18 protein-coding genes are annotated in these 23093 nt (G+C 59.1%); 7 read left to right on the top strand and 11 right to left on the bottom strand.

What is annotated here, in order from left to right:
* Positions 1 to 22: 22 nt before the first annotated feature.
* Entirely contained in the window at positions 23 to 883 is an 861-nt protein-coding gene (gene ppk2 / locus ABF824_RS05845; protein ID WP_415487018.1) for a polyphosphate kinase 2, read from the bottom strand.
* A 202-nt stretch (positions 884 to 1085) separates the two neighbouring features.
* Positions 1086 to 2594: a carbohydrate porin gene (locus tag ABF824_RS05840; protein WP_415486974.1), complete on the bottom strand. Its 1509-nt coding sequence runs from the start codon at positions 2592 to 2594 to the stop codon at positions 1086 to 1088.
* Positions 2595 to 2887: 293 nt separating this feature from the next.
* Here ABF824_RS05840 and ABF824_RS05835 point away from each other — a divergent pair, with 293 nt between their 5' ends.
* A complete protein-coding gene (locus ABF824_RS05835) occupies positions 2888 to 3694 on the top strand; it encodes an MOSC domain-containing protein (RefSeq protein WP_415486972.1) in 807 nt (268 codons plus the stop codon).
* Here ABF824_RS05835 and trpE read toward each other — a convergent pair.
* Both trpE and ABF824_RS05825 read right to left on the bottom strand, forming a co-directional pair.
* Complete coding sequence (gene trpE / locus ABF824_RS05830) at positions 3682 to 5226, bottom strand: anthranilate synthase component I (protein WP_415487016.1); 1545 nt, start codon at positions 5224 to 5226, stop codon at positions 3682 to 3684. The genes ABF824_RS05835 and trpE overlap by 13 nt on opposite strands.
* The gene (locus ABF824_RS05825) at positions 5226 to 7175 is read right to left on the bottom strand and encodes a SurA N-terminal domain-containing protein (RefSeq protein WP_415486970.1); all 1950 of its coding nucleotides are present in this window, start codon (positions 7173 to 7175) and stop codon (positions 5226 to 5228) included. Before ABF824_RS05825 ends, trpE begins: the two co-directional genes overlap by 1 nt.
* 233 nt (positions 7176 to 7408) lie before the next feature.
* Between ABF824_RS05825 and tpiA the strand changes: the two genes are divergently transcribed.
* The 4 genes from tpiA (at position 7409) to kdsA (ending at position 11186) form a co-directional block, all read left to right on the top strand.
* Positions 7409 to 8158 (top strand): triose-phosphate isomerase, encoded by a 750-nt coding sequence (tpiA, locus tag ABF824_RS05820; protein ID WP_415486968.1) that lies wholly within the window; start codon positions 7409 to 7411, stop codon positions 8156 to 8158.
* A 45-nt stretch (positions 8159 to 8203) separates the two neighbouring features.
* Positions 8204 to 8554 carry a preprotein translocase subunit SecG gene (secG, locus tag ABF824_RS05815; RefSeq protein WP_415486966.1) on the top strand — a complete coding sequence of 117 codons (351 nt, stop codon included), beginning with the start codon at positions 8204 to 8206 and terminating at the stop codon, positions 8552 to 8554.
* 164 nt (positions 8555 to 8718) lie between these two features.
* Positions 8719 to 10353, top strand: coding sequence for a CTP synthase (locus ABF824_RS05810; protein WP_415486964.1), 1635 nt, complete (start codon positions 8719 to 8721; stop codon positions 10351 to 10353).
* Positions 10350 to 11186 (top strand): 3-deoxy-8-phosphooctulonate synthase, encoded by an 837-nt coding sequence (gene kdsA, locus ABF824_RS05805; protein WP_415486962.1) that lies wholly within the window; start codon positions 10350 to 10352, stop codon positions 11184 to 11186. The genes ABF824_RS05810 and kdsA overlap by 4 nt, the downstream gene beginning before the upstream one ends.
* Before the next feature lie 30 nt (positions 11187 to 11216).
* Here kdsA and ABF824_RS05800 read toward each other — a convergent pair whose 3' ends face one another.
* The 7 genes from ABF824_RS05800 to secA all read right to left on the bottom strand — a co-directional run bounded on the left by ABF824_RS05800 (position 11217) and on the right by secA (position 20650).
* Positions 11217 to 11594: a hypothetical protein gene (locus tag ABF824_RS05800; RefSeq protein WP_415486960.1), complete on the bottom strand. Its 378-nt coding sequence runs from the start codon at positions 11592 to 11594 to the stop codon at positions 11217 to 11219.
* Between the two features lie 121 nt (positions 11595 to 11715).
* Complete coding sequence (locus tag ABF824_RS05795) at positions 11716 to 13038, bottom strand: dihydroorotase (RefSeq protein WP_415486958.1); 1323 nt, start codon at positions 13036 to 13038, stop codon at positions 11716 to 11718.
* Between the two features lie 95 nt (positions 13039 to 13133).
* On the bottom strand, positions 13134 to 14906 hold the full coding sequence (gene asnB, locus ABF824_RS05790; RefSeq protein WP_415486956.1) for an asparagine synthase (glutamine-hydrolyzing): 1773 nt from the start codon (positions 14904 to 14906) through the stop codon (positions 13134 to 13136).
* A complete protein-coding gene (locus ABF824_RS05785) occupies positions 14907 to 15989 on the bottom strand; it encodes a glycosyltransferase (RefSeq protein ID WP_415487014.1) in 1083 nt (360 codons plus the stop codon). It lies immediately after the preceding gene.
* 62 nt (positions 15990 to 16051) lie between these two features.
* Entirely contained in the window at positions 16052 to 16963 is a 912-nt protein-coding gene (locus ABF824_RS05780) for a glycosyltransferase family 9 protein (RefSeq protein WP_415487012.1), read from the bottom strand.
* A gap of 47 nt (positions 16964 to 17010) precedes the next feature.
* The gene (locus tag ABF824_RS05775) at positions 17011 to 17760 is read right to left on the bottom strand and encodes a YebC/PmpR family DNA-binding transcriptional regulator (protein WP_415486954.1); all 750 of its coding nucleotides are present in this window, start codon (positions 17758 to 17760) and stop codon (positions 17011 to 17013) included.
* Positions 17761 to 17929: 169 nt separating this feature from the next.
* Complete coding sequence (gene secA, locus ABF824_RS05770) at positions 17930 to 20650, bottom strand: preprotein translocase subunit SecA (RefSeq protein ID WP_415486952.1); 2721 nt, start codon at positions 20648 to 20650, stop codon at positions 17930 to 17932.
* 264 nt (positions 20651 to 20914) lie between these two features.
* On the opposite strand from secA, the gene ABF824_RS05765 reads away from it, so the two are divergent.
* Both ABF824_RS05765 and argJ read left to right on the top strand, forming a co-directional pair.
* Entirely contained in the window at positions 20915 to 21871 is a 957-nt protein-coding gene (locus ABF824_RS05765) for a peptidylprolyl isomerase (protein ID WP_415486950.1), read from the top strand.
* Positions 21872 to 22019: 148 nt separating this feature from the next.
* A partial coding sequence (gene argJ / locus ABF824_RS05760) for a bifunctional glutamate N-acetyltransferase/amino-acid acetyltransferase ArgJ (RefSeq protein WP_415486948.1) occupies positions 22020 to 23093 on the top strand: 1074 nt, incomplete at its 3' end.

Genomic DNA, 23093 nt, shown 5'->3' with positions numbered 1-23093 from the left:
CGCACGATTATTCCTGATCGTGTCAGTATATTTCCGGAACGATCATCGATTCCGGTGTCGGGTTGCGAACATAGTCCGGGTTATAACAACGCGGCGGCAGTTCGATGAGCGGCTTTTCCACCGCCTCATAAGGCACCTGAGACAAAAGGTGATTGATACAGTTCAGGCGGGCCTTTTTCTTGTCCACTGCCTGCACAACCCACCACGGTGCTTCCGGAATGCTTGAACGCTCAAGCATCTCTTCCTTGGCTTGGGTGTAATCTTCCCAGCGAACACGGCTCTGCAAATCCATCGGGCTCAGCTTCCACTGCTTGAGCGGATCTTCGATACGCGCGCGGAAACGGGCTTCCTGCTGCTCATCCGTGATGGAGAACCAGTATTTTACAACCTTGATCCCGCTGCGAACCAGCATCCGCTCGAATTCCGGCACGGAACGGAAGAATTCGTCATACTGCTCATCGGTACAGAAACCCATGACCCGCTCGACGCCTGCCCGGTTATACCAACTACGGTCGAACAGTACGATCTCACCACCAGCAGGCAGATGGCTGACATAGCGCTGGAAATACCACTGGGTACGCTCACGTTCGCTTGGCGCAGGAAGCGCTGCAACACGGCATATCCGAGGATTGAGGCGCTGGGTGATGCGCTTGATCACACCGCCCTTGCCCGCAGCGTCACGTCCTTCAAAAAGAACGACCAGTCGATAGCCTGTTTCCTGCACCCAGCTTTGCAGTTTGACGAGCTCACCCTGCAGGCGAAGCAGTTCACGGAAATAGGTTCTCCGGAAGGAAAGCGCTTCTCCATCTTCCTCGTCGAGCCGACGATCGTCGAGTTCAAGCTCGAACTCCTCGTCGATATCATCAAGGATTTCCTCACGCATTTTCAGGCGTTCGGCGGTAGCAGACTGGGCATCGTCTTTTTCGTACACGGGTTTTCCTCATTTCCATCACCGCACGCAGCCCCGCGAACAGCCTTGACGGCAAAGTCAGCGGAATGCCTGCGTCATGTGCCAGAAAACGGAAAGATCGTCTGTGACAATTATCTTAAAAACGGCGAATTTCACAGAAAATACATATAACCATTCAGAAGCTTGCCGTGGTGTTGAGACCGAAAACGGCAGCATCCTTCACCCGCTTTCCTGTAGCCCCATTCACAATATTTCCGCCCACATGATGGATATATTGAAAATCAGGCTGAACCGAAACTCCCCGCCATACAGGGGCCTGCCAGGTCAGTTCGATATGATGCTCCGCCTTCAAGGGGAGTACATCTGCTGCACCGAACTGCAACTGATCCCGATTGAAATCCAGAGCATGCGCGCTGTCATTGCTGACGCCCCATGCCAGACCTACCACATCGTCAGGCCGATAAGGCACAAATCCATGCATCGTCACGCCAGCATTGGCACCGAATGTCATCGCATTCCCACGATTACCAGCCCCCATGAAGCGGGCAAACAGGGATACAGCCTCTGGCGCGTCCCCATCAGGATTCCAGACAGTCTGATCAATGATGCCATACACCATCCAGTTCTTCCGTCTCATCATTGGCGAGCCGTTCGAAGTCGGCCCCGCCAGCAGATGACCCTGCGTGTCATAGCGTCGATCAGGAAAAGCGCCACTATCATACAGGGCGCCGAGCTTCCACGTTCCCGGCAGCGCGTTCTCCAGCGATGCACTCAGCTTCGAGGCATCCACCGTCACCAACACCTCCCCCATGACAAGAACACCCGTGGACATGCTGAACCGCGTGCCTGAGGGATTCATATCCAGTGCCGACCGCTCGCTGAAAAATGGACCGCCTGTTGGATTGTCATCCATCACACCAAGAAGGATGGTCACCGGATAGGTGGGAATGATCTGCGCGCGTATGCCCGGCACGGCGAAAGGCCATGAAGGGCCGCCACCATAAAGATTGCTGGAAGGCACGCCGGGCCAGCCGAAATCGGCATTCAGAAACAGCGAGGCGTTATCACTGACAAGAAACTCGGTGTCCGGGTCCATAACACCAAGACGGATATCAAGCCGGTTGTTCCAGAAACCCTGCGCGTACCACATTTCGAACAGACGCATTCCCCGCCCACCGGCATCGTAGCCGCTGATGGTGTTGAAGGCGCCGATACGATCTGCGCTGACTGAACGCCCACGCAACTGGATCGCGCTGATATTGAACAGGCCACCGTGCCATTGAGGATCGATCAGACGATCCGTATCGAGATTCAGCGTCACAATCGTCGCGCCATCATAGGTCGCGCCACGGGATAAACCGCCGGAGGCCACGCCCCAAAGCTCTTCCACATCCTGCAAGTTAATCCGCACGCCATGGGCACGGAGGCGGGATCGATAGCCGCCAAGATCACCCAGCACCATCGTGTCCCATCCCTGCGGCAGATTGTCCGGAGCCGTGCTGGGAAACGGAAGAGGCACACCGGATGGAAGCACATCGGTGACGGGCGGTTGATCCGCAGCCTGCGCACACGGTGCCAGCACACTTTGGAAAGCACTCAGAATCGCAATAAAAGCAAAGCGACGGATACTTTTTCCAACCGACGAACCGTGATCCACCGTATCCCGAAGCAAACAGCCAATCATGCCATCATAACAGTCGGCGACACGGAAAAGCTGTTTTCAAAAAAACAATTTTTCCAGATTACGCTCATCCTGCTCCGACAACTGCTCGAACACCTGACACTCATCTCGCGGCAGCCATTCAGACGACCGAAAGAAACACCGAAACAGGAAAGGCCTGAATGCTACGGGTGGCTTCCTGAATGGGGCTATAACTCATAAGAGAGGCGTTATGAGCGGTAAGTCCGCGCTATTCGATGATAATTTTGTGACACACCCTTCTGTTTCCAGCGCCGTATCCTCTGACAGGGGCCGACATGCTCACCGTTCACTCTCTGCATATCTACCCAGTCAAAAGTCTGCATGGCGTGTCACTTTCAAGCCTGTGGTTTGATCCGTGGGGCGGTGAAAATGATCGTCGCTGGCTCGTCATTGACCTCGAAGGACAGTTCATCACCCAGCGCACCCACCCGGTGATGGCAACCATACGTCCAGAAAATACACCAGATGGCCTGATCCTCCACACGCCGGGATGCGAGAACCTCTCGGTCCCATTCCCTCACGATCACCACCGGTCTGTCACTGTGTGGAAAGACACGATGACCGCACGCGATGCAGGCGAAGCCGCTGCGCTATGGCTGTCAGAAATCATTGGGGAACCCTGTCGCCTTGTCCATATGGACCGACCGGACATCGCTCGCCTCCGAATCTGGAAGGAGTGGACATTTCACAACTCGTTTTCGGATGGATTTCCGGTGCTGGTTACCTCCACCGCCTCGCTGACCAATCTGAATCGTCGCCTGAACAACCTCATTCCCATGGAGCGCTTTCGCCCCAATCTGGTCATCGATGGCGCTGAAGCATGGGATGAAGATCGCTGGGTGAAACTACAGATCGGCGAACTGGCACTGACACTGGTCAAGCCCTGTTCGCGATGCGTGATGACAAGCGTGGATCAGGAGACAGGCGAACACCCAGACAGGGCCGAGCCACTCAGAACGCTGGCAACTTTCAGGCGTCAGACCGATGGCATCATGTTTGGACAGAACGCCCTTGTTGAACGCATCGGTCAGATTTCAGTGGGTGACACCGTAGACGTGATCGAAACCCGTCAGACGCCCTGAACGCCACTCCTGTTGCGGGAAGCCAGCCGGACCGCATCCTCCGCTGCCCGAAAAAGCGCACGCGCCTTGTGATGGGTCTCGGCGCATTCCAGTGCCGGCACACTGTCCGCCACTACGCCGCACCCTGCCTGCACATACATGGCGCCATCCTTCACGACCGCCATGCGCAGACCGATACAGGTATCCATGTCGCCACCTGCACCGAAATAACCGACGCAGCCCGCATAGGTGGCGCGACGCGTCCGCTCGACCTCGTCGATGATCTCCATGGCACGAATCTTGGGAGCGCCCGTCAACGTGCCTGCGGGAAATGCCGCGATAAGGGCGTCGAGCGCTTCCAGATTCGGTTTGAGCTCACCTTCGACGTTCGAGGAAATATGCATCACATGACTGAAGCGTTCGATGACGAACTTCTCGGTCACCTTCACCGACCCCGTGATGCTGACACGCCCCACATCGTTACGCCCAAGGTCGATAAGCATCAGATGCTCGGCCCGCTCTTTCTCATCAGCGAGGAGTTCTTCCTCCAGCCGCTGATCTTCCTCGGGCGTCGCGCCACGCGGACGGGTGCCGGCCAACGGCCTTACCGTCATCTTCCCCTCACGCAGACGCACGAGAATTTCCGGCGATGATCCCACCAAGGAGAATGCGCCGAGGTTCAGATGGAACAGGAACGGCGCAGGGTTGATCCGGCGCAACGAACGGTAGAGCGCCAGCGAGGACAGTCCGAATGGCGTGGAAAAACGCTGGCTGGGCACGACCTGAAACGCATCCCCCGCCGCGATATAATCCTGAATGCGGCGCACCACATCTTCGAACTCTGCTTCGGTATAGGTCGACGACGGCGCTTCCAGAGCAGAAACCGGAGGCTCCTGCGCGACCTTCAATGGTGCGGCAAGACAGGTCCGGGCTTCTTCGATCAAGGCATGGGCCCGATTGAATGCCGCATCCGGATGGTCGTCGGAACGCGGGCGGATGGGCGCCGCCAGAATCAGTTCGTCCGTCACCGTGTCGAAAATGGCGAACAGGCCGGGCCGCATCAGGATGGCTTCCGGTAGCTCCAGATCATCAGCCGGCGCATTCGGCAGATTCTCCATCTGCCGCACCATATCGTAGCCGAGATAACCGAACAGACCCGCCGTCATGGGCGGCAGGCTCTCCATCAGCGGCAGACGGCTTTCGCGAATCAGGGTCCGCAGATTGTCGAGCGGCTTTTCCTGGACAGGCTCAAATGTATCGAGATCCGTGGCGGCATTCCGATTGATGGACGCCTTGCCGTCATGGCAGCGCCAGAGCAGATCGGGTTTCAGGGCAATGACCGAATAACGTCCCCGGCTTGCGCCCCCTTCCACGGATTCCAGAAGGAGCGTGTTTCGTCCCCCATCACCTTCCATTGCCGCAAGACGCATGTAGGCGGCCACGGGGGTAAGCAGATCCGCCGCCTCGACAGCAAACACGACACTGCCCTCACCTCTGGCCCATGCCGTCTCACAGGCGGAACGAGTGGGGGAATCGAGCGTGGCGAGACGCATCACGAACCATCTCCAAAGCCGGCGTCGGACATTGCCGCACGGACAGCGGCGGGGATCGTTTTTACCTTGTAGCGCTGGTCAAGGCTGAGAATGAATGCCGAGGTCATGTCGCTCCCCAGCGATTCCGTCAGCCCGTCACGCACACGGCCTGTACCCAGACTATCGGCCTTCGGATCAAGATGCCTTACCCCGGTCACTGTCGCGACGAGGAAACCGTTGGCGGTTTCAGTCATCACCGTGCTGTTCGCCGGCATCCGCAGGACGATCTGCGCCAGTTCGGTCGGCACATCTTCCGCAGGACGGGCACGCGAGATCATCAGTCCCGTCTTCAGGTCGCTACTGCAGGCAGGGACGACAGAGGCCACCCCACCGCCCTTCTCGGCCTTCACATAAAGCGCCGTGGCGGCAACATTCGCGGCGTGACGACGCTCATCTTCCTGCCAAGCGGCAAGCACCTTGTCATGCACGCTCTCGAATGCCTGCGGCTGGCTGGGCGTCACGTCATCGACCGACACGGCATACCAGCCGAGGGACTGGGCAGGCTGCCCTGCCTTGTCAGCAGAAGATTTGGCTTCGACAAGCTGCGGCGGCGCACCTTTGCCCTGTTCGAAGATGTGCGAAACGATCGCGTCCCGCAGTTCACCCGAAGCCGGCAATGGCGCAGGCTCGCCCTCTTTCGTCAAACCTTTTGCATCAAGGAACCCGGCAGCGGCGGCGGCCCCTAGATCAGTCGAAATGGAATCGAGACCGCCCCCGGCGATGGCATCCTGCAGCTTCGATACGTTGGCGTTGACCATGGCTGGCCCGCGGCTCTGCACGATTTCAGCATGCAGCGTCTCTTTCGCATCCTCGAAGCTCTGCGCGCGCGGAGGCGTAATCTTGGTCACGCGGAAGACAACCCAGCCCGTTTCCGTCTTTTCCGGTCCCTGCACACTGTTCTCAGGCGCCCCGAACACAAGCTTCTGGAGTGTCGCCGAAGGGAGCGCGCTGGCGCGGGCGTCATTAAAATCGACCGCCGCGCTATCTTTCGCCGCCGTCTGAATCTGTTTCCAGTCCGCGCCACCTTTCCAGAGCGTAGACACGGCATTGGCAGCCGCCTGATCGGATGACGTGACGATCTGCACGCTTCTCAGTTCTGGCCGATTGAAGCGCTCTTTCTGCTCATCATAAAGATGATGCAGTTCATCGTCAGACACCTGAAGCTGGGCCGTCACCGTCTGCGGCGACAGCACGACGATCTTGGCATGACGATATTCCGGGCTGCGGAACATCCACGGATGATTGGTGTAGAACCGCTTCAGTGTCGCCTCATCAGGAGTGGAAGGCGCTGCCTGCGCTCCGAACGGCACACGCACCACATCGAAGACGTGCGTGGCCGTCTCGAACGTGTAGGTCCGGTTGATCAGCAGGTCCGGCACATGCGCCCCTGTGGCAAATGCCTCCATGACAGCGCGCGCCGTCAGGTCATTCCTCACCAGAGAGATGAGCCGTTGTTCGGTCATGCCGGCATTCGCGAGAGCCGCATTGAAACGCTGGCGATCGAACGTGCCGGTCTTCCCCTGAAAATACGGCATGGAGAAAATTTCGTCCCGCACGGCGCTGTCCGGCACGACCACACCATAGGCCTTCGCCGCTTCCAGCACCTGCGACTGACCCACCAGACGCTTGAGAATCTCGTTGGCCATCTGCTGGCGCAGCATACCGGGAATATGCGCCACATCGGGCGCACCGATCTGCTGGGCGAGGCGCGGCATTTCCGCCTGTAAGGCCGCCGCGAACTCCCGCGTCGTGATTTTCTGCGATCCCACCTTGGCGACAACAGTCGGGTCATCAGCCGCATTGGTGATGACGTCCCCAATGCCCCAGCCGACGAAGGCCAGGAAGATGACGCCGGCGAGAATACGCCCGAGCCAGGATTCAACAACAAAGCGGCGAAGGAAGGAAATCATGCAGGCTCTGGTCCGCGAATGAAACAAACGGGAGGGCGACCGGAAAAACCGCCTCCGGGCCGCGCACCATATTCATCCGGCGGCGTCTTGACCAGAAGCGCACTGCTTGCGCGGTCTCGCCGCAATGGAGTAGCCATGCACCAACACCGTCGGGGTCCATGCCCCGCATCACCCGAAGACGCCGGAAAACAGACCTTCACGGACCTGTCCGGCTTCACAGGAGGGACGTTCCGATGAGCACGCCTATCATTGTTGGCAACTGGAAGATGAACGGGCTGAGCGCCGACTCCGCCGATCGTGCGAAACAGATTGTCGACAGTCTGGCCACGGTTCCAGCGGCAGGTGTCGAGGTCGTGGTCTGCCCGCCTTTCACACAACTCGCGCTACTCGGTCCGCTCCTTAAGGATACGCCCGTCGCGATGGGCGCTCAGGATTGCCACAAAGACGACAAGGGCGCGCATACCGGCGACATCGCCCCGTCCATGCTGACCGATCTCGGCACCACCCATGTGATCCTCGGCCATTCCGAGCGTCGTCGCGACCACGAAGAAGTGGATGAGACCGTGCGGGAGAAAACCGTTTCCGCCATGAAGGCCGGTCTCACGCCGATCGTCTGCATCGGTGAGACGGAAGACCAGCGCCAGTCGGGCCAGACAGAAGACACGCTCGGCTGGCAGATCAAGGGCTCCCTTCCCGACGGCTTCGCAGGGATCGTCGCCTATGAGCCAGTCTGGGCCATCGGCACCGGTCTGGCGGCAACGATTGAGGATATCACCAACACGGTCGCCTTCATCCGTGCGGAACTGGTCCGTCAGTTCGGCGATGCTGGCAAATCCCTGCGGATTCTGTATGGTGGCTCCGTGGATGCGAACAATGCAGCCGGGATTCTTGCCATCCCCGATGTGGCCGGTGCTCTTGTCGGAGGCGCCAGCCTCAAGCCGGATGCGTTCCTGACCATCATTCGCGCCGTTCCCGCACGCTGATTCCTCCCCTGTCAGCGTGTTCCCTGTTCTTCGACCGGATTGTTCATGACCACCGTTCTGATGACTCTTCACCTGCTCGTCACCATCGCGCTGATCGCCGTCGTGCTGATCCAGCGGAGCGAAGGCGGTGGCCTTGGCATCGGCTCATCGCAAGGGATGGGCTCTTTCATGACCGGGCGCGGAACGGCGAATCTGCTGACACGCAGCACGGCCGGTCTGGCGACTGCCTTCATGCTGCTCTCCCTTCTGCTGGCCGTCATGAATCGTGGCGCAGTCGGTGGAAACGGCGGCCATGACATTCTCGCCAACCCGCCACCACCAGCGCCTGTCGCGACACAGCCTGTTGCGCCCGCCGTACCCGCTCCCCAAACGAGCGCACCGGTCACCCAGCCGTAAGTTTTCCTGATTTCAGGAGATGCAAAGCGCGGCGGCTTTTCCGTCGCGCTTTTTTTTGTGAATTTTGTGTTTTGCAATCGGGCGCGGACAAAATTGTCTGCTGGCGACAAGAGACCGATTTGGCTCTTCCCTCGCCCTATGCCCTCAGTGTAGGGAGACCTTCCATGACGCGGTTCGTATTTATCACCGGTGGTGTGGTCTCTTCTCTTGGCAAGGGAATCGCTTCTGCGGCTCTTGCTGCCCTCCTTCAAGCTCGTGGATACAAGGTCCGGCTGCGCAAGCTTGACCCGTATCTGAACGTCGATCCGGGCACGATGAGCCCGTATCAGCACGGCGAGGTCTTCGTCACCGATGACGGTGCCGAAACGGATCTTGACCTCGGCCATTACGAGCGGTTCACCGGCGTGAACGCCACGCGCGCCGACAACACCACCACAGGCCGCGTGTATTCCGAAGTCATCGCCCGTGAACGTCGCGGCGATTATCTCGGTGGGACCGTGCAGGTCATTCCGCACATCACCGACGCCATCAAGGAGCGCGTGGTTGCAGACACTGAGGGACTGGATTTCTGTCTTGTCGAGATCGGCGGCACTGTTGGCGACATCGAGAGCCTGCCGTTCCTTGAATCCATTCGTCAGCTTCGCAACGACCTCGGCGTCGAAAACACGATGGTCGTGCATCTCACGCTGCTGCCTTGGATTCCGTCCGCAGGTGAACTGAAGACCAAGCCGACACAGCATTCCGTGAAAGAACTTCAGAATGTCGGGCTTCAGCCGCAGGTTCTTCTCTGCCGTTGTGATCGCCCCATTCCGGAAAACGAGCGCCGCAAGATCGCCAACTTCTGTAATGTGCGCCCACAGGCGGTCATTGCAGCCCGCGACGTGGACACGATCTATGAGTGCCCCCTTTCCTACCATGCGGAAGGACTGGACACCGAAGTTCTGCGCTATTTCGGCCTGCCTCACGATCAGGAACCGGATCTTTCAGGCTGGCAGCGCATCGTCCGGACCATCCGTGAACCGGAAGGCGAAGTGCGTATCGCCGTGGTCGGCAAATACACGGCCATGCTCGACAGCTACAAATCGCTCAACGAGGCGCTGCTACACGGCGGCATCGCCAACAATGTGCGCGTGAAGCTGGATTGGATGGAGTCCGAGACATTCGAGAAAAATCCGGAGGCTCTGAGCCAGCTGGACGATGTCGACGGCATTCTCGTTCCCGGCGGATTTGGCGAACGCGGCGCAGGCGGCAAGATCGAAGCCGTGCGTTATGCCCGCGAGAAGAACATCCCATTCCTTGGCATATGCTTCGGCATGCAGATGGCGGTCATCGAATGTGCCCGCAATCTGGCTGGTATGCCCGATGCATCTTCCACGGAATTTGGACCGGCCAAGGAACCGCTGGTCGGGCTAATGACCGAGTGGGCACGAGGCAATGAAATGCTGCGCCGTCGTGAGGGCGGAGAACTGGGCGGCACGATGCGGCTTGGCGGATATCCTGCCAAACTGGCTGAAGGTTCCCGTGCAGCGGAAATATACGGCACGACGACCATCCGTGAGCGTCACCGGCACCGCTACGAAGTGAACGTGCATTATCGCGACAAGATCGAAGCGGCAGGCCTGAAATTCTCCGGCATGTCGCCCGATGGGATCCTGCCGGAAGTGGTGGAATATCCAGACCATCGCTGGTTCATCGCCGTGCAGTATCACCCCGAACTCATCTCGCGCCCGTTCGCCCCACATCCACTGTTTTCGGGCTTCATCGGCGCGGCGGCCAAGAAAGCGAAAGAAGAATCGTGACATCTCCACGCGCTGTCGCCGTTGGCGAACTTGAGATCGGCAACAATCTGCCGCTGGTTCTGATCGCAGGACCGTGCCAGATCGAGTCGGCTGCCCATGCGATGGACACGGCCGCAGCGCTTGTCGAACTGTGCGGGGAAGCTGGAATCGGGCTGATCTACAAAAGCTCTTACGACAAGGCCAATCGCAGCAGCATCGGCTCCCAGCGCGGCATCGGTATGGACAAGGGTTTGCAGATTCTTTCCGACATCCGCGAGCAGCTCAGGGTTCCGGTGCTGACGGATGTGCATGCGCCGGAACAGTGCGCTCCTGCGGCTCAGGCGGTGGATGTGCTGCAAATTCCCGCCTTCCTTTGCCGTCAGACCGATCTGCTTCTAGCTGCCGGGGAAACCGGTGCCGCGATCAACATCAAAAAAGGCCAGTTTCTGGCTCCATGGGACATGACCCATGTAGCGAAGAAAATTGCGTCAACGGGTAACGACCGCATCCTGCTGTGTGAACGCGGCACAAGCTTTGGCTACAACACGTTGGTCAACGACATGCGTGCACTGCCGATCATGGGCCAGACCGGTTATCCGGTGGTGTATGATGCCACTCATTCGGTGCAGCAGCCGGGCGGACTTGGCACAGCGTCGGGCGGACAACGCGAATTCGCTCCGGTTCTGGCACGCGCAGCCGTCGCTATCGGCGTAGCTGCCGTGTTCCTCGAAACGCACGAGAACCCCGACACCGCCCCGAGCGATGGTCCAAACATGATCCCGCTGCGTGAGATGCCTGCGGTCATCCGCACCTTGCAGGCCTTTGATGCTCTCGCGAAAAGGCTGCCGGAATAATCTTTTCCGGCAACCGGACTGTTCCTACTCTTATTTCTTCTTGCTGAACTTCGCCGCAGCGGCCTTCAGTTCAGTGTTATACTTGGTGAAGTTGCCTGCAATGCGCTTCTGCACAGCGGCGCTGCCTTCCTGATACGGCTCCATCTTGGCTTTCGCCTCATTGCTGATGGCTGTTTCTTCTTTTGCCGCCGCCTTGGCGACACAGCTGTTGTAAGTCCGTGCCGCCTTCTCGTAGGCAGCAACCTTGTCCACGCTGCTGTTATAGTTCTCGACCGTCGACACATCGAGCGACGGTGCTGATGGCTCCTTGCCACAGTCGGATGGTGTCCATGCCGCGTGAGCGTGCCCAGAGAGCACACCTGTCGCTGCGGCCGACATGATGAGACAAATCGCAGATATCTTCTTCATTTATCTTCCTTCCGGTCTGAACCGGCTCTGCGGGTCATATATCGCTAGACCTCTCTTTTCACGAATCGAAAAAGAAAGATCTGCACGTTCCGTGCGTCCATGCGGCAGACGCACGGCTTTTTCAGGGCACGAAACGCGCAAGACGTCCGACAGGACCGCCAAGAATCGTATCTTCCCGCATCACCACATTGCCTCGAACAATGGTGGCCATCGGCCAGCCTTTGACCTCCTTGCCATCGAATGGTGACCAGCCTGCCGGTGTCGCGATCCAGTCATTGGTGATCCGACGCTCTGCTTTCATGTCCACCAGCGTGAAGTCGGCGTCAAAGCCGACCGTCAGCCGCCCTTTCGCCATCAGACCATAGACCCGCGCCGGGCCGGCGGCCATGACATCGACCAGCCGCGCCAGAGAGAGACGGCCTGCATTCACATGGTCGAGCATGATCGGCAACAGCGTCTGGACGCCAGTCATACCGGACGGACACTCTGGCCAGGGCTTGTCCTTTGCTTCACGCGAGTGGGGCGCGTGATCGGAAGACAGCACATCCACCATGCCATCATTCATCGCTTTCCATGCCGCTTCAAAATGACGCTTCTCACGGATGGGCGGGTTCATAACGGCATAATTACCGAGCGCGTCATAACATTCCGGCGCGATCTGCGTCAGATGGTTGGCGAGCACCTCGGTCGTGACAAGATGACGGTAGCTCTGAAGGAACGTGAACTCCTCCTCCGTCGATGTATGCAGGATATGAACCGGCCGTCCCGTCTTCACCGACAGCGCCGTGATGCGCCGCGTGCCAAGGAAGGCACATTCCGGGTCACGCCAGATGCTGTGATTACAGCATGACATGCCGACCTGCCCGAACTGCGTCTTCCGTGCCCGCAGACGATATTCGTCCTCGGAATGGAAAGACACGCGACGATGACCGTGGCGCAGCACGGCCTCAATACCCTCATCATCCTCGATCATCAGATTGCCGGTGGAAGAACCGGCGAACACCTTGATGCCGCACACACCGTCAAACAGCTCGAACTCGCCAAGATCCTTCGTGTTTTCGCGTGTCGCACCAATATAAAATGCAAAATCGGTGTAGGACTCGCGGGAGGCGTATTCCTGTTTCCAGCGCAGCATTTCCGCGTTCGTCACCGCTGGATTGGTGTTCGGCATGTCAAACACCGTTGCAATGCCGCCCAGTGCCGCTGCCTGCGTGCCGGTCGGAATACTTTCCACGGCCGGATTGCCGGGATCACGCAAGTGAACATGCGCATCGATCAGCCCCGGAAGAACGTGCAGCCCGTTCGCATCGATCACTTCCGCCGCCTCAGCGCTTCCCGCCACGTCAAGACTGGTAATCCGCCCCTCCTTGACGCCGATGTCCGTCTTCGCTTCGCCCCATGGAAGCATGCAGATGCCGTTGCGGATAATCAGATCATAGCGCATGGCGGACTCTTTCAGGTTGGGCATAAGCGCCGGTGGGAATATGTGCGGTGCTTTTAGCCGATGATTGGTTATGCCTGAAACAGTGCACGCCAGATTTATCGTGCGCTCAGCACTTCAAAGACATCCCCTTCGGGTGACTTTCCTTCGATCTGCACGCGATGCCACACGGCATAGAACAGCAATGCCCATGCCGCATGGCGTTCACGCCGCCCGGAGGCGCTGCGAAACAGGGTTTCGACTTTTGTCGGATGAGCAATATCCACAACGGCAGGCTGTGCAGCAATCAACTGCCCCAACCGTGCCCCCTGTTCCTTGATCCACGCGCCCACCGGCACGGTAAAACCCTGCTTGGGCGCAAAAGGACGCGCAACAGGCATTTCCCGTTCCACCCAACGACGCAGCAGATATTTGCCGTATTTTCCACGAATTTTCAGATCGTCAGGCAGACGCCAGACGGCTTCGGCGACCACAGGGTCAAGCAGCGGTGTCCGGCCTTCCAGACCATGCGCCATCAGGCAACGGTCCAGCTTGAGCAATAGATCGTTCGGCAGCCATTCAGCGATATCAACAGCTTGCGCCGCTGTCAGACGGTCTAAGCCGCGTGTTTCCCGCTCCGCCGCAGCTAAGCCATCGCGCCAGCGAGAAGAAGTCTCCCTCAACACCCCTAGCCCGTGGAATGCACCATGACGACGCATTTTTCGCCCACCCCGCCACCATGGACGCGCGGCGCTACGATATCGCCCATATCCTGCGAAGAGTTCGTCTCCCCCTTCTCCTGAGAGTATGACAGTCGCTTCCTGTCGCGCTTCACGCGCCAGCAACCATGTGGGGACGATGGCGTAATCTGCCACCGAATCATCCATACTGGCCACGATGGCAGGCAGATGCGTCCAGAAATCCGCTTTAGTGACGCGCAGGATTCTATGTTCGGCCCCCGCACTCCGCGCCAGCGCAGCAGCATGGGCGGTTTCATCGGCAGCACCTGGCACATCGAAACCCGCTGTCCATGCAAGAAGTGGCGCATTGCCGTCATGTTCCCGCCGGACCCGCGCCATCGCCGCCAGCACCGTCGCGCTGTCAATCCCACCTGAGAGAAAGAGACCAAACGGCACATCCGACCGCTCATGAGCCTGCACACTGTTGATCAGCGCCGTATCAAGACGTTCCAACGCCTTTTCCTCAGTGATCCTCTCAGAAGCACCGCGAGGCAAAGCTTGACGGCGCGTCCGGCCCACGATGTCACCGTGCTGGATTTCCAGCATTTCACCAGGCAGCACACGATAAATACCCGGGAAAATGGTCTCTCCCCCCGTCGTGAACTGAAGCTGAAGAAGCTCATCCCGCTTCACCGCGTCTTCTGCATTGTCGCCCAAGCCAGCGGCAATCAGGGCTTTCGGCTCGGAAGCGAAAGCAAGCCCATCAGGAAAAAGCGAATAATAGAGAGGCTTGATCCCGAACGGATCCCGCACAAGGAAAAGCCGGTCCTCGGCACTGTCATAAAGCGCGATGGCATACATGCCGCGCAGATCATCAGCGAAAAGCCGTCCTTCCCGCTCCCACAGTCTCAGAGGCGATTCACAATCGCTTCCGGTCGTGAAGACCTGATTGCCTAGCTGATCGCGAATCTGGGGATCGTTGTAGATTTCCCCATTGGCGATGAGCGTGGCGGACCCCGCATGAAGCGGCTGATCGCCCCCGGCAATATCAATGATAGCGAGCCGGGTGTGCACCAGATCCGCACGCCCCAGACGTTCGATATGCGTGCCGTCTGGTCCCCTGTGTGAGAGGGCACCCGCAAGTCGCTGCAATGTTTCCTCGGAGCGGAGCGGAGCTCCCGGTCGATAGACGATCCCTCCGATGCCGCACATTTAGTGAGTAATCCGCGCAGACGAACTTTCTGGAGCGACTTTTCGCAGGAAGGTTTCCCACGCCGCCAGCACCGGACCCGGCGCGAAATCCTTCTCGTATGTCTTGCGCCCGGCGGTCGCCAGACGGTTGGCAAGCACATGGTCGCCCAGCACCATGCCAATGGAAGTCGCGAGCGATTTCGGATCATCCACTGCCGCCAGCATTCCGTTGCGACCATGAATGATAAGTTCGCGCGGCCCCTGTGAAGCGGCTGCGACGACAGGCTTCATGGCGGAAAACCCTTCGATCACCACATTGCCCAGCGGCTCATGCCGGGACGGACAGACAAAGACATCGCAGGCACGGATCAATGCCGCTGGATTGGCTACCCACCCCGGCAGATGAACCCGATCGCCCAGCCGTTCCACACGGATCAACGTTTCCAGCGCCTCGCGTTCGGGACCTTCCCCCGCGATCAGCAGGCGCACCCCCGGCAGATCCTTCATCGAGCGGATGAGGACATCAAACGCCTTATTGGTATGCAGCCGCCCCAAGGCGAGCAGAAAGGGCACATTGTCTGGGACGATATGTGGCCTCGCAGGCGCGACCTGAAAAATGTCGTCCGCGAAATTCGGAACGTAATGCACGTGATCGGCAGACCAGCCCTGCCGGATCATCCATTGCGTCAGCCCGCGCGTATTACCGATCAGATGCTGGCATCTCTTGTAATAAGAAAGATCGTAGAAGCCGCCGAGCCGACCCGCCAGCGTCCACGGGCCCGCCGGTGCGAAACGTGCAGCCCGGTTCATCCACGCCACCACGACATCAGGATGAAAGTTTTTCAGGATCGAATTCAGCTTCGGACGCGTCAGCAGATCCGCCTGCCCTCCGAAACGCAGTTCGCGCGGTGAGAGGCCACCGGTCCGCAGCCGTTCCATACGATTGCCGTCCCGCCGGATAACGGAAAGAACATCGACATTTGCCTGACGCTGCTGTGCGATACAGAGACGCTCGAAAAACAGTTCAGCGCCTCCCGCCGGTGCCCCCGCCATGACATGTGCAACACGGACCGGAACGGTCGCCGAGGCCTTACTCGCGGGCATTCCATTACCGGGCATCAGCATGTCCGGATCGAATCTATGCGGTGCGAGCTGGGACTCTACGGTCATTCCGCGGCCTCCATTTTGCCATCGGTCAGCATGGCGAGCGCACGCTCGGCCACAGGATCAGGAGCAAGCCCGGCCATGGGCGCATGCCCTTCCGGTCCCGGCGCCACAATCCACTGGGCATAAGGCCCGCTGGGAGCATATTCGCTCACGCGGGACGGACCGAAAAGTCCCAGTGTCGGAATACCGGCAGCCGCAGCCAGATGCATCAACCCGGAATCATTCCCCACAAACAGGTCGCAGCGTTGAAGCATCGCCGCTGTCTGGACAAGCGTGAAGCGTCCACCTGCGTCAATTGCGCCGGGTATGGCGAGCACGGGAGCTGCCATCCTTTTTTCCTGCGCTCCCGGCCCGTACAGCACGACCAGTTTGCGTTCGGGGAAAACCGCCGAGATCCTGCGCCAGAGAGCAATAAAATTCTCTGCGGGCCATGCTTTTCCTGCCCAGTTGGCCGTTGGACCAAACGCTACGAAGCGCCCGTCCCCCAACACCTTCCGCGCTGTTGCCCGATCACTTTCGTCGGTCCAGACAACGGGCATGGGAGGTGGTGAAAGGGAAAGAACATCACCCACATGGGCGACACGACGACCTGCCCGACGGCCGCCCCGCATCACACGGAAGGCACGCGACCGCAGCACAAAACCCATCGCAGAGCCGCGCAGATCAACGACCAGATCCCAGCGGGTTCTGACACATTCTTTCCATAGGGCCAGCCAGTGCAGATCATGACGCTTCTTCGTCATGACGATCAGCCGTTCAAGCTGCGGCATGCGCTGAAACAACCCGGCCGCTACGGGTCCACAGGCCACTGTGAATCTGGCACGAGGGTGCGCATGCAAAAGATAATCAAGCAGACCCGTCGAAATGACCGCGTCACCAAGCCGCGTCGCGGTGATGAAGAGGATGCGCATGGGCCTGCCCTCATGGCCGCGCCGAACAGGGGCACGACCGTCTTTCCTCATGCGGACAGAGCTTCCGCCACCTCTTCGGGCAGATCGAAGTTGGCGTAGACATTCTGAACGTCGTCGTTGTCTTCCAGCACGTCGAGCAACTTCAGCACCGTGCGCGCCTTGTCTTCATCCAGCGCTACCGAGTTTTCCGGACGCCAGTCGAGCTTCGCACTCTCAGGCTCACCGAATTTCCCTTCCAGCGCATCCCGGACAGCGAAGAAGGACTCGACTGCACAGGTTATCTCGTGCGTCGTATCCGTCGATTCCACATTGTCCGCGCCGGCTTCGATCGCGGCTTCCAGCATCTCGTCCTCGCTGGCCACACTCGCGGGATAAGTGACAACGCCCATCCGCTGGAACATGAACGACACCGAGTTCATTTCACCCAGCGATCCGCCATATTTCGAGAATGCGGCCCGCACTTCGCTCGCCGTGCGGTTGCGGTTATCGGTCAGCGCCTCGACGATAACGGCCACACCCGCAGGGCCATAGCCTTCGTAACGGATTTCCACGTAATCATCGCCACCAGCCGCACCGGTCGCCTTCTTGATGGCGCGGTCAACGGTGTCTTTCGGCATATTCACTTCGCGCGCCGCAGAGATCGCCGCACGAAGGCGCGGGTTGGCAGCCGGGTCAGGCAATCCCGAGCGCGCAGCAACCGTGATCTCGCGGATCACTTTGGCAAACTGCTTCGCGCGTTTCGCGTCCTGCGCACCTTTGCGGTGCATGATGTTCTTGAATTGCGAATGGCCTGCCATGTCGCTGTCCTCGTCTCACTGATTATCCGACGTGCCGGTGAGATATCCCGGCTAAATGCGAACGCTCGTTCGCCAATGAAGAATCCTCAGAGTGCCGCCTTGCATGCAGCACTCTGGGGAGAAACCTGACGGCTGATTTCAGCGCCCTGGAGGATGTCCGGAACGGCGTTCAGACATGACGACCATGGCAGTGCTTGTATTTCAGACCGGAACCACAAGGGCATGGGGCATTACGCGGCGTCTCACCCCATGTGGAGGGATCATCCGGCATGATGGCGCCGGACGATGGCGGCTCTGCGGCAACCATTGCAGGTGTTGCCGCATAATGCGCCGGCTCCGACGTATAACCTTCGACCTGAGGGTCGGGGTGGAATTCACCGACACCTTCCAGCGGATGCGGCTCAGGCGGCGGAGCAATCTCGACGCGCGCCAGCAACATGACCACACGCTCACGCATTTCGGAGAGCATGACAGTGAAAAGCTGGAAGGCTTCGTGCTTGTATTCGTTCAGCGGGTCTTTCTGACCATAGGCACGCAGACCAATGCCCTGACGGAGCTGGTCAAGTGCATGCAGATGCTCTTTCCAGACGGTATCGAAGGTGGTCAGCAGAATCTGCTTTTCCAGATACCGCATGATCTCAGGGCCGAAGTTGGTCGTGCGAACAGCCTGCGCCTGCGCAGCGGCATCCTCGATACGAACCGCGATCTGCTCGCGATCCATGCCATCTTCCTTGGCCCACTCGGCGATTGGCAGATCAATGTTGAAAATGCGCCGGATCTCATCCGCCAGTTCAGCACTCTGCCACTGCTCGGCAAATGCCTTTTCCGGAATGAAGCGATCAACGAGGGAAAGAATAAGCTCCTCGCGCATCTCGACGATGAGTTCGGCCACATCGTCCTGCATCATGAACTCGCGGCGCTGGGCATACACCTCCTTGCGCTGGTCATTCATAACATCGTCATATTTGAGCGTGTTCTTGCGCATGTCGAAGTTGCGCGCTTCGACCTTTTTCTGCGCCCGCTCAAGCGCCTTGTTCAGCCACGGATGAACGATCGCCTCGCCTTCCTGCATACCCATTTTCTGGAGCATGCCGGTCATGCGGTCGGACCCGAAGATCCGCATCAGGTCATCCTGTAGCGACACGAAGAAACGCGATGCGCCCGGATCACCCTGACGACCCGCACGGCCACGCAGCTGATTGTCGATACGGCGGCTTTCGTGACGCTCGGTGCCGATCACGTAAAGACCGCCAGCCGCTTTCACGATGGCCTGATTTTTCGCAACCTCGTCACGAATGGCCTGCTCTGCCGCGGCACGTTCCGCCGGGTCCGTGATGTGCGAGAGTTCCTGCTGGATACGCATCTCGACGTTGCCGCCGAGTTTGATGTCCGTGCCGCGCCCCGCCATGTTGGTGGCGATGGTGATGGCGCCCGGCGCACCAGCCTGCGCCACGATCGACGCTTCCATCTCATGGAAGCGGGCATTCAGCACATTGTGCGGGATATTACGCTGCTTCAGACACTCTGAGAGCGCTTCACTTTTTTCAACGGATGTCGTGCCGACAAGGATCGGCTGGCCGCCCTTGTGTACTTCCTCCACCAGCTTGACCACGGCATCGAATTTCTGCCGCTCATCGAGATAGATCTCGTCATCCGTATCCTTGCGGGCCACGGGAAGATTCGTGGGAATCTCAATGACGTCGAGCTTATAGATTTCAGCGAACTCGTCGGCTTCCGTCATCGCCGTGCCGGTCATGCCGGACAGCTTGGGATACAGCCGGAAATAGTTCTGGAACGTGATGGACGCCAGCGTCTGGTTTTCCTGCTGGACCTCAACGTGTTCCTTCGCCTCAAGCGCCTGATGCAGACCGTCGGAATAACGACGACCATCCATCATGCGCCCGGTAAACTCGTCAATGATGATGACTTTGCCATCACGAACAATGTAGTCCACGTCCCGCGAGAACAGCGTATGGGCGCGCAGGGACTGCTGAACGTGATGCACAACAGCGACATTGTGCACATCATACAGGCCGCCTTCCTGCAGAACGCCGGCATTACGCAGCAGCTCTTCGACATGGTCGGAACCGGCTTCCGTCAGGATGACAGTGCGGAGCTTCTCGTCCTTGTCGTAGCTTTCGGGGTTCTGCACCAGTTCGGCCACGACGGTATCGACCGCACGGTACAGATCTGAACTGTCTTCGGCGGGACCGGAAATAATGAGCGGCGTCCGGGCTTCATCGATCAGGATGGAGTCGACCTCATCCACAATGGCATGATTGAAGGGCCGCTGGACCATATCTTCAAGCCGGAACTTCATATTGTCCCGGAGATAGTCAAACCCGAATTCGTTATTCGTGCCGTAAGTGATATCGCAGGCATAGGCCGCGCGCCGCGCATCGTCCGGCAGATTGGGCACAATGACGCCAGTGGTCAGACCGAGGAAGCTGTAAAGCTGGCTCATCTCTTCCGCGTCACGACGGGCCAGATAGTCGTTGACCGTAACGACATGCACGCCCTTACCGCTCAGCGCGTTGAGATAGACTGCCAATGTGGCGACGAGAGTCTTACCCTCACCCGTCCGCATCTCGGCGATCTTGCCTGCGTGCAGCACCATGCCGCCGATAAGCTGCACATCGAAGTGGCGCATTCCAAGAACACGCTTAGAAGCTTCGCGGCAAACTGCGAAGGCCTCGGGCAGCAGCCCGTCCAGCGTTTCACCCTTGGCCAGACGTTCGCGAAACTCAATGGTCTTGTGCGCAAGAGCGGCGTCATTGAGAGGAGCTACGGTTGGCTCAAGCGCATTTATCTCTGGCACACGGCGCTGGAACGCTTTCAGGGCGCGATCGTTGGCACTGCCAAACAGGGCACGGGCAAGAGAGGCGAACATGAAGACCTTTCCGGAACAGCGCGTCGGACACCGCCTCCCGCAGGTCGGGCCAATCGTCCGGAATGGACGTCAGCCGCCCACAGAAAGCCATCGGCGTGCGGTCCATGAGATAAGGCCGCCAGTGCGCAGGGTCAACAGATGGGTCTCAAAGAGCCTGCGGCAAATGGCTATTTCTTAACAAAACAGTCGCATTGATCACCCTTGTCGGGGGGCTGTGGGTCGGCCATGATGCGCCCCATTCTGTTCACACAGGGTTTTTTACTGATGCGTTTTTTAAACACGGGCTCGCTTTTCGTGGCGTCCGCCCTGCTCGCCTCCACCACTTTCTCCGCTTTCGGAGGCGCAGCCGCTCATGCAGCCGATGCCACTCCGGCGACGGGCTCCCAGCCTGCCGGTGCGCCCCCGGCTCAGCCAACGGTTGATCCCAACAGCGTGGTGGCGACGGTCAATGGCGAGAAAGTCACTCTCAACGACATTCGCAAATCAGCGGCGAATATGCCGCCGCAGCTGCGTCAGCTGCCGCAGAACATGATTTTCCCGATGCTGGTGAATCAGGCTGTCGATCAGAAGGCCATCCAGATCGCCGCACATAAGGACAATCTTCAGAACGACCCTGAAGTGAAGGCGGCCATGGAAAACGCCGCCAACACGGCGCTCCAGAACGCTTGGCTTTCCAAGCAGGTCATGCCGCAGCTGACCGATGCCGCCATTCACGATTATTATGAAAAGAATTACGCCAACAAAAAGCCCGAGAAAGAGGTGCATGCGCGCCATATTCTCGTGAAAACGGAAGCCGAAGCGCAGGACATCATCAAGAAGCTGAAGAGCGGCGCCAATTTCGGCACCCTTGCCGAAAGCCTCTCCACAGACAAGGGCAGCGCCAAGAACAATGGCGGCGATCTTGGCTGGTTCAAGAAGGGCGACATGGTTCCGGCCTTTGCTGACGCAGCTTTCGCCATGAAGCCCGGCACCTACAGCGACAAGCCTGTGAAAAGCCAGTTCGGCTTCCATGTCATTCAGGTTCTGGCTGACCGCGAAGTGCCTGTGCCGAAGGAAGACGAAGTCAAGGATCAGATCCGCCAGAAGCTGATCCAGCAGGACGTCCGCGCAGCCGTGGATAAAGCCACGTCCTCCGTGAAAATCGTTCGCTTCGGCCCCGACGGCAAGCCCATTCCGGATGCGGCACAGCCCGTCGCCGCTGGTGCGCCTGCCAAAAAGTAAATGGAACGAGGGGGGACTTATGGCCTCTCTCCACCATTTCGCTTAACAGGAGAGGAAGGACGCTTTCCGGCGTTCTTCCTTTTTTCGTTTCAATTCATCGCCTGTCGGACACCCGCTCCCACCGGCCAGCATCGAAGGTCCGTTTCTGATGGCCAAGCCGTTGCCTGTCTCGCCCCTCGCCTCTTCTCTGCCTGACCTCGGGGTCGTCCGTGGCGTGCGCCTTGGCGCTGTCGCAGCAGGCATCCGTTACAAGGGACGCACAGATCTGGTTCTGGCCGAATTCGATGCAGGCACGACGGTCGCAGGTGTTTTCACGAAGTCGAAATGTCCCGGCGCACCGGTGGACTGGTGCCGCACCGCTCTCAAGGGTGGTCTGGCGCGGGCGCTGGTGGTCAATGCAGGCAACGCGAATGTCTTTACAGGCAAGGCTGGCGTCAAAACCTGCGAACTCACAGCCGAAGAAGAAGCCAGACTCGCCGATTGCTCACCTTCGGAGGTGTTTCTGGCCTCTACGGGTGTTATTGGCGAGGTGCTGCCCGCTGAACGGATCACCGCCGCCCTTCCCGCTCTCCATGACGCGCTAACCCCGGAAGGCTGGGAAGCTGCCGCGCGCGGGATCATGACCACCGACACCTTCCCGAAGGCAGCGGTGAAAAAAACCGAGATCGGCGGTGTGCCAGTCGTCATTCAGGGCATCGCCAAAGGCAGTGGCATGATCGCACCGGACATGGCGACAATGCTGTCCTTCGTGGCGACGGATGCGGCTCTTCCGGCCTCCGTGCTCCAGTCTCTGCTTTCCAACGGCACGACAGGCAGCTTCAACGCCATCACCGTCGATTCGGACACGTCCACATCGGACATGGTGCTGCTTTTTGCCACGGGAAAAGCCGGGAATCCGTCAGTCGAAAAAGCAGATGACAGCGCACTGGCGGCCTTTCGCACCGCCCTGAACGAGCTTCTTCTCGAACTGGCCCTCATGGTCGTTCGTGATGGAGAAGGAGCGAGCAAACAGATTCGCATTCAGGTGACGGGCGCCGTCTCCGACCAGTCCGCCCGCGTAATCGCGCGCGCCATCGCCGACTCTCCACTGGTGAAAACGGCCGTCGCAGGCGAGGACGCCAACTGGGGCCGCGTGGTCATGGCTGTCGGCAAATGCGGCGAACCCGCCGATCGCGACCGTCTGGCCGTCTCCATCGGTGGGGTGACGATTGCTCGTGAAGGC

It is taken from the genome of Acetobacter sp., assembly GCF_047721705.1.
In the GTDB taxonomy this organism is placed as follows: domain Bacteria; phylum Pseudomonadota; class Alphaproteobacteria; order Acetobacterales; family Acetobacteraceae; genus Acetobacter.
This window is presented reverse-complemented; position numbering and strand designations above follow the sequence as displayed.

Bases quoted from the DNA above. Each gene is read 5' to 3' on its own strand.
- ABF824_RS05795 (WP_415486958.1), bottom strand. From the start codon at position 13,038: ATGCGCTATGATCTGATTATCCGCAACGGCATCTGCATGCTTCCATGG.
- tpiA (WP_415486968.1), top strand. From the start codon at position 7,409: ATGAGCACGCCTATCATTGTTGGCAACTGGAAGATGAACGGGCTGAGC.
- ABF824_RS05765 (WP_415486950.1), top strand. From the start codon at position 20,915: ATGCGTTTTTTAAACACGGGCTCGCTTTTCGTGGCGTCCGCCCTGCTC.
- ABF824_RS05840 (WP_415486974.1), bottom strand. From the start codon at position 2,594: ATGATTGGCTGTTTGCTTCGGGATACGGTGGATCACGGTTCGTCGGTT.
- ppk2 (WP_415487018.1), bottom strand. From the start codon at position 883: ATGCGTGAGGAAATCCTTGATGATATCGACGAGGAGTTCGAGCTTGAA.
- trpE (WP_415487016.1), bottom strand. From the start codon at position 5,226: ATGCGTCTCGCCACGCTCGATTCCCCCACTCGTTCCGCCTGTGAGACG.
- ABF824_RS05800 (WP_415486960.1), bottom strand. From the start codon at position 11,594: ATGAAGAAGATATCTGCGATTTGTCTCATCATGTCGGCCGCAGCGACA.
- secA (WP_415486952.1), bottom strand. From the start codon at position 20,650: ATGTTCGCCTCTCTTGCCCGTGCCCTGTTTGGCAGTGCCAACGATCGC.
- asnB (WP_415486956.1), bottom strand. From the start codon at position 14,906: ATGTGCGGCATCGGAGGGATCGTCTATCGACCGGGAGCTCCGCTCCGC.
- ABF824_RS05825 (WP_415486970.1), bottom strand. From the start codon at position 7,175: ATGATTTCCTTCCTTCGCCGCTTTGTTGTTGAATCCTGGCTCGGGCGT.
- ABF824_RS05780 (WP_415487012.1), bottom strand. From the start codon at position 16,963: ATGCGCATCCTCTTCATCACCGCGACGCGGCTTGGTGACGCGGTCATT.
- ABF824_RS05810 (WP_415486964.1), top strand. From the start codon at position 8,719: ATGACGCGGTTCGTATTTATCACCGGTGGTGTGGTCTCTTCTCTTGGC.
- ABF824_RS05835 (WP_415486972.1), top strand. From the start codon at position 2,888: ATGCTCACCGTTCACTCTCTGCATATCTACCCAGTCAAAAGTCTGCAT.
- ABF824_RS05775 (WP_415486954.1), bottom strand. From the start codon at position 17,760: ATGGCAGGCCATTCGCAATTCAAGAACATCATGCACCGCAAAGGTGCG.
- secG (WP_415486966.1), top strand. From the start codon at position 8,204: ATGACCACCGTTCTGATGACTCTTCACCTGCTCGTCACCATCGCGCTG.
- ABF824_RS05785 (WP_415487014.1), bottom strand. From the start codon at position 15,989: ATGCCCGCGAGTAAGGCCTCGGCGACCGTTCCGGTCCGTGTTGCACAT.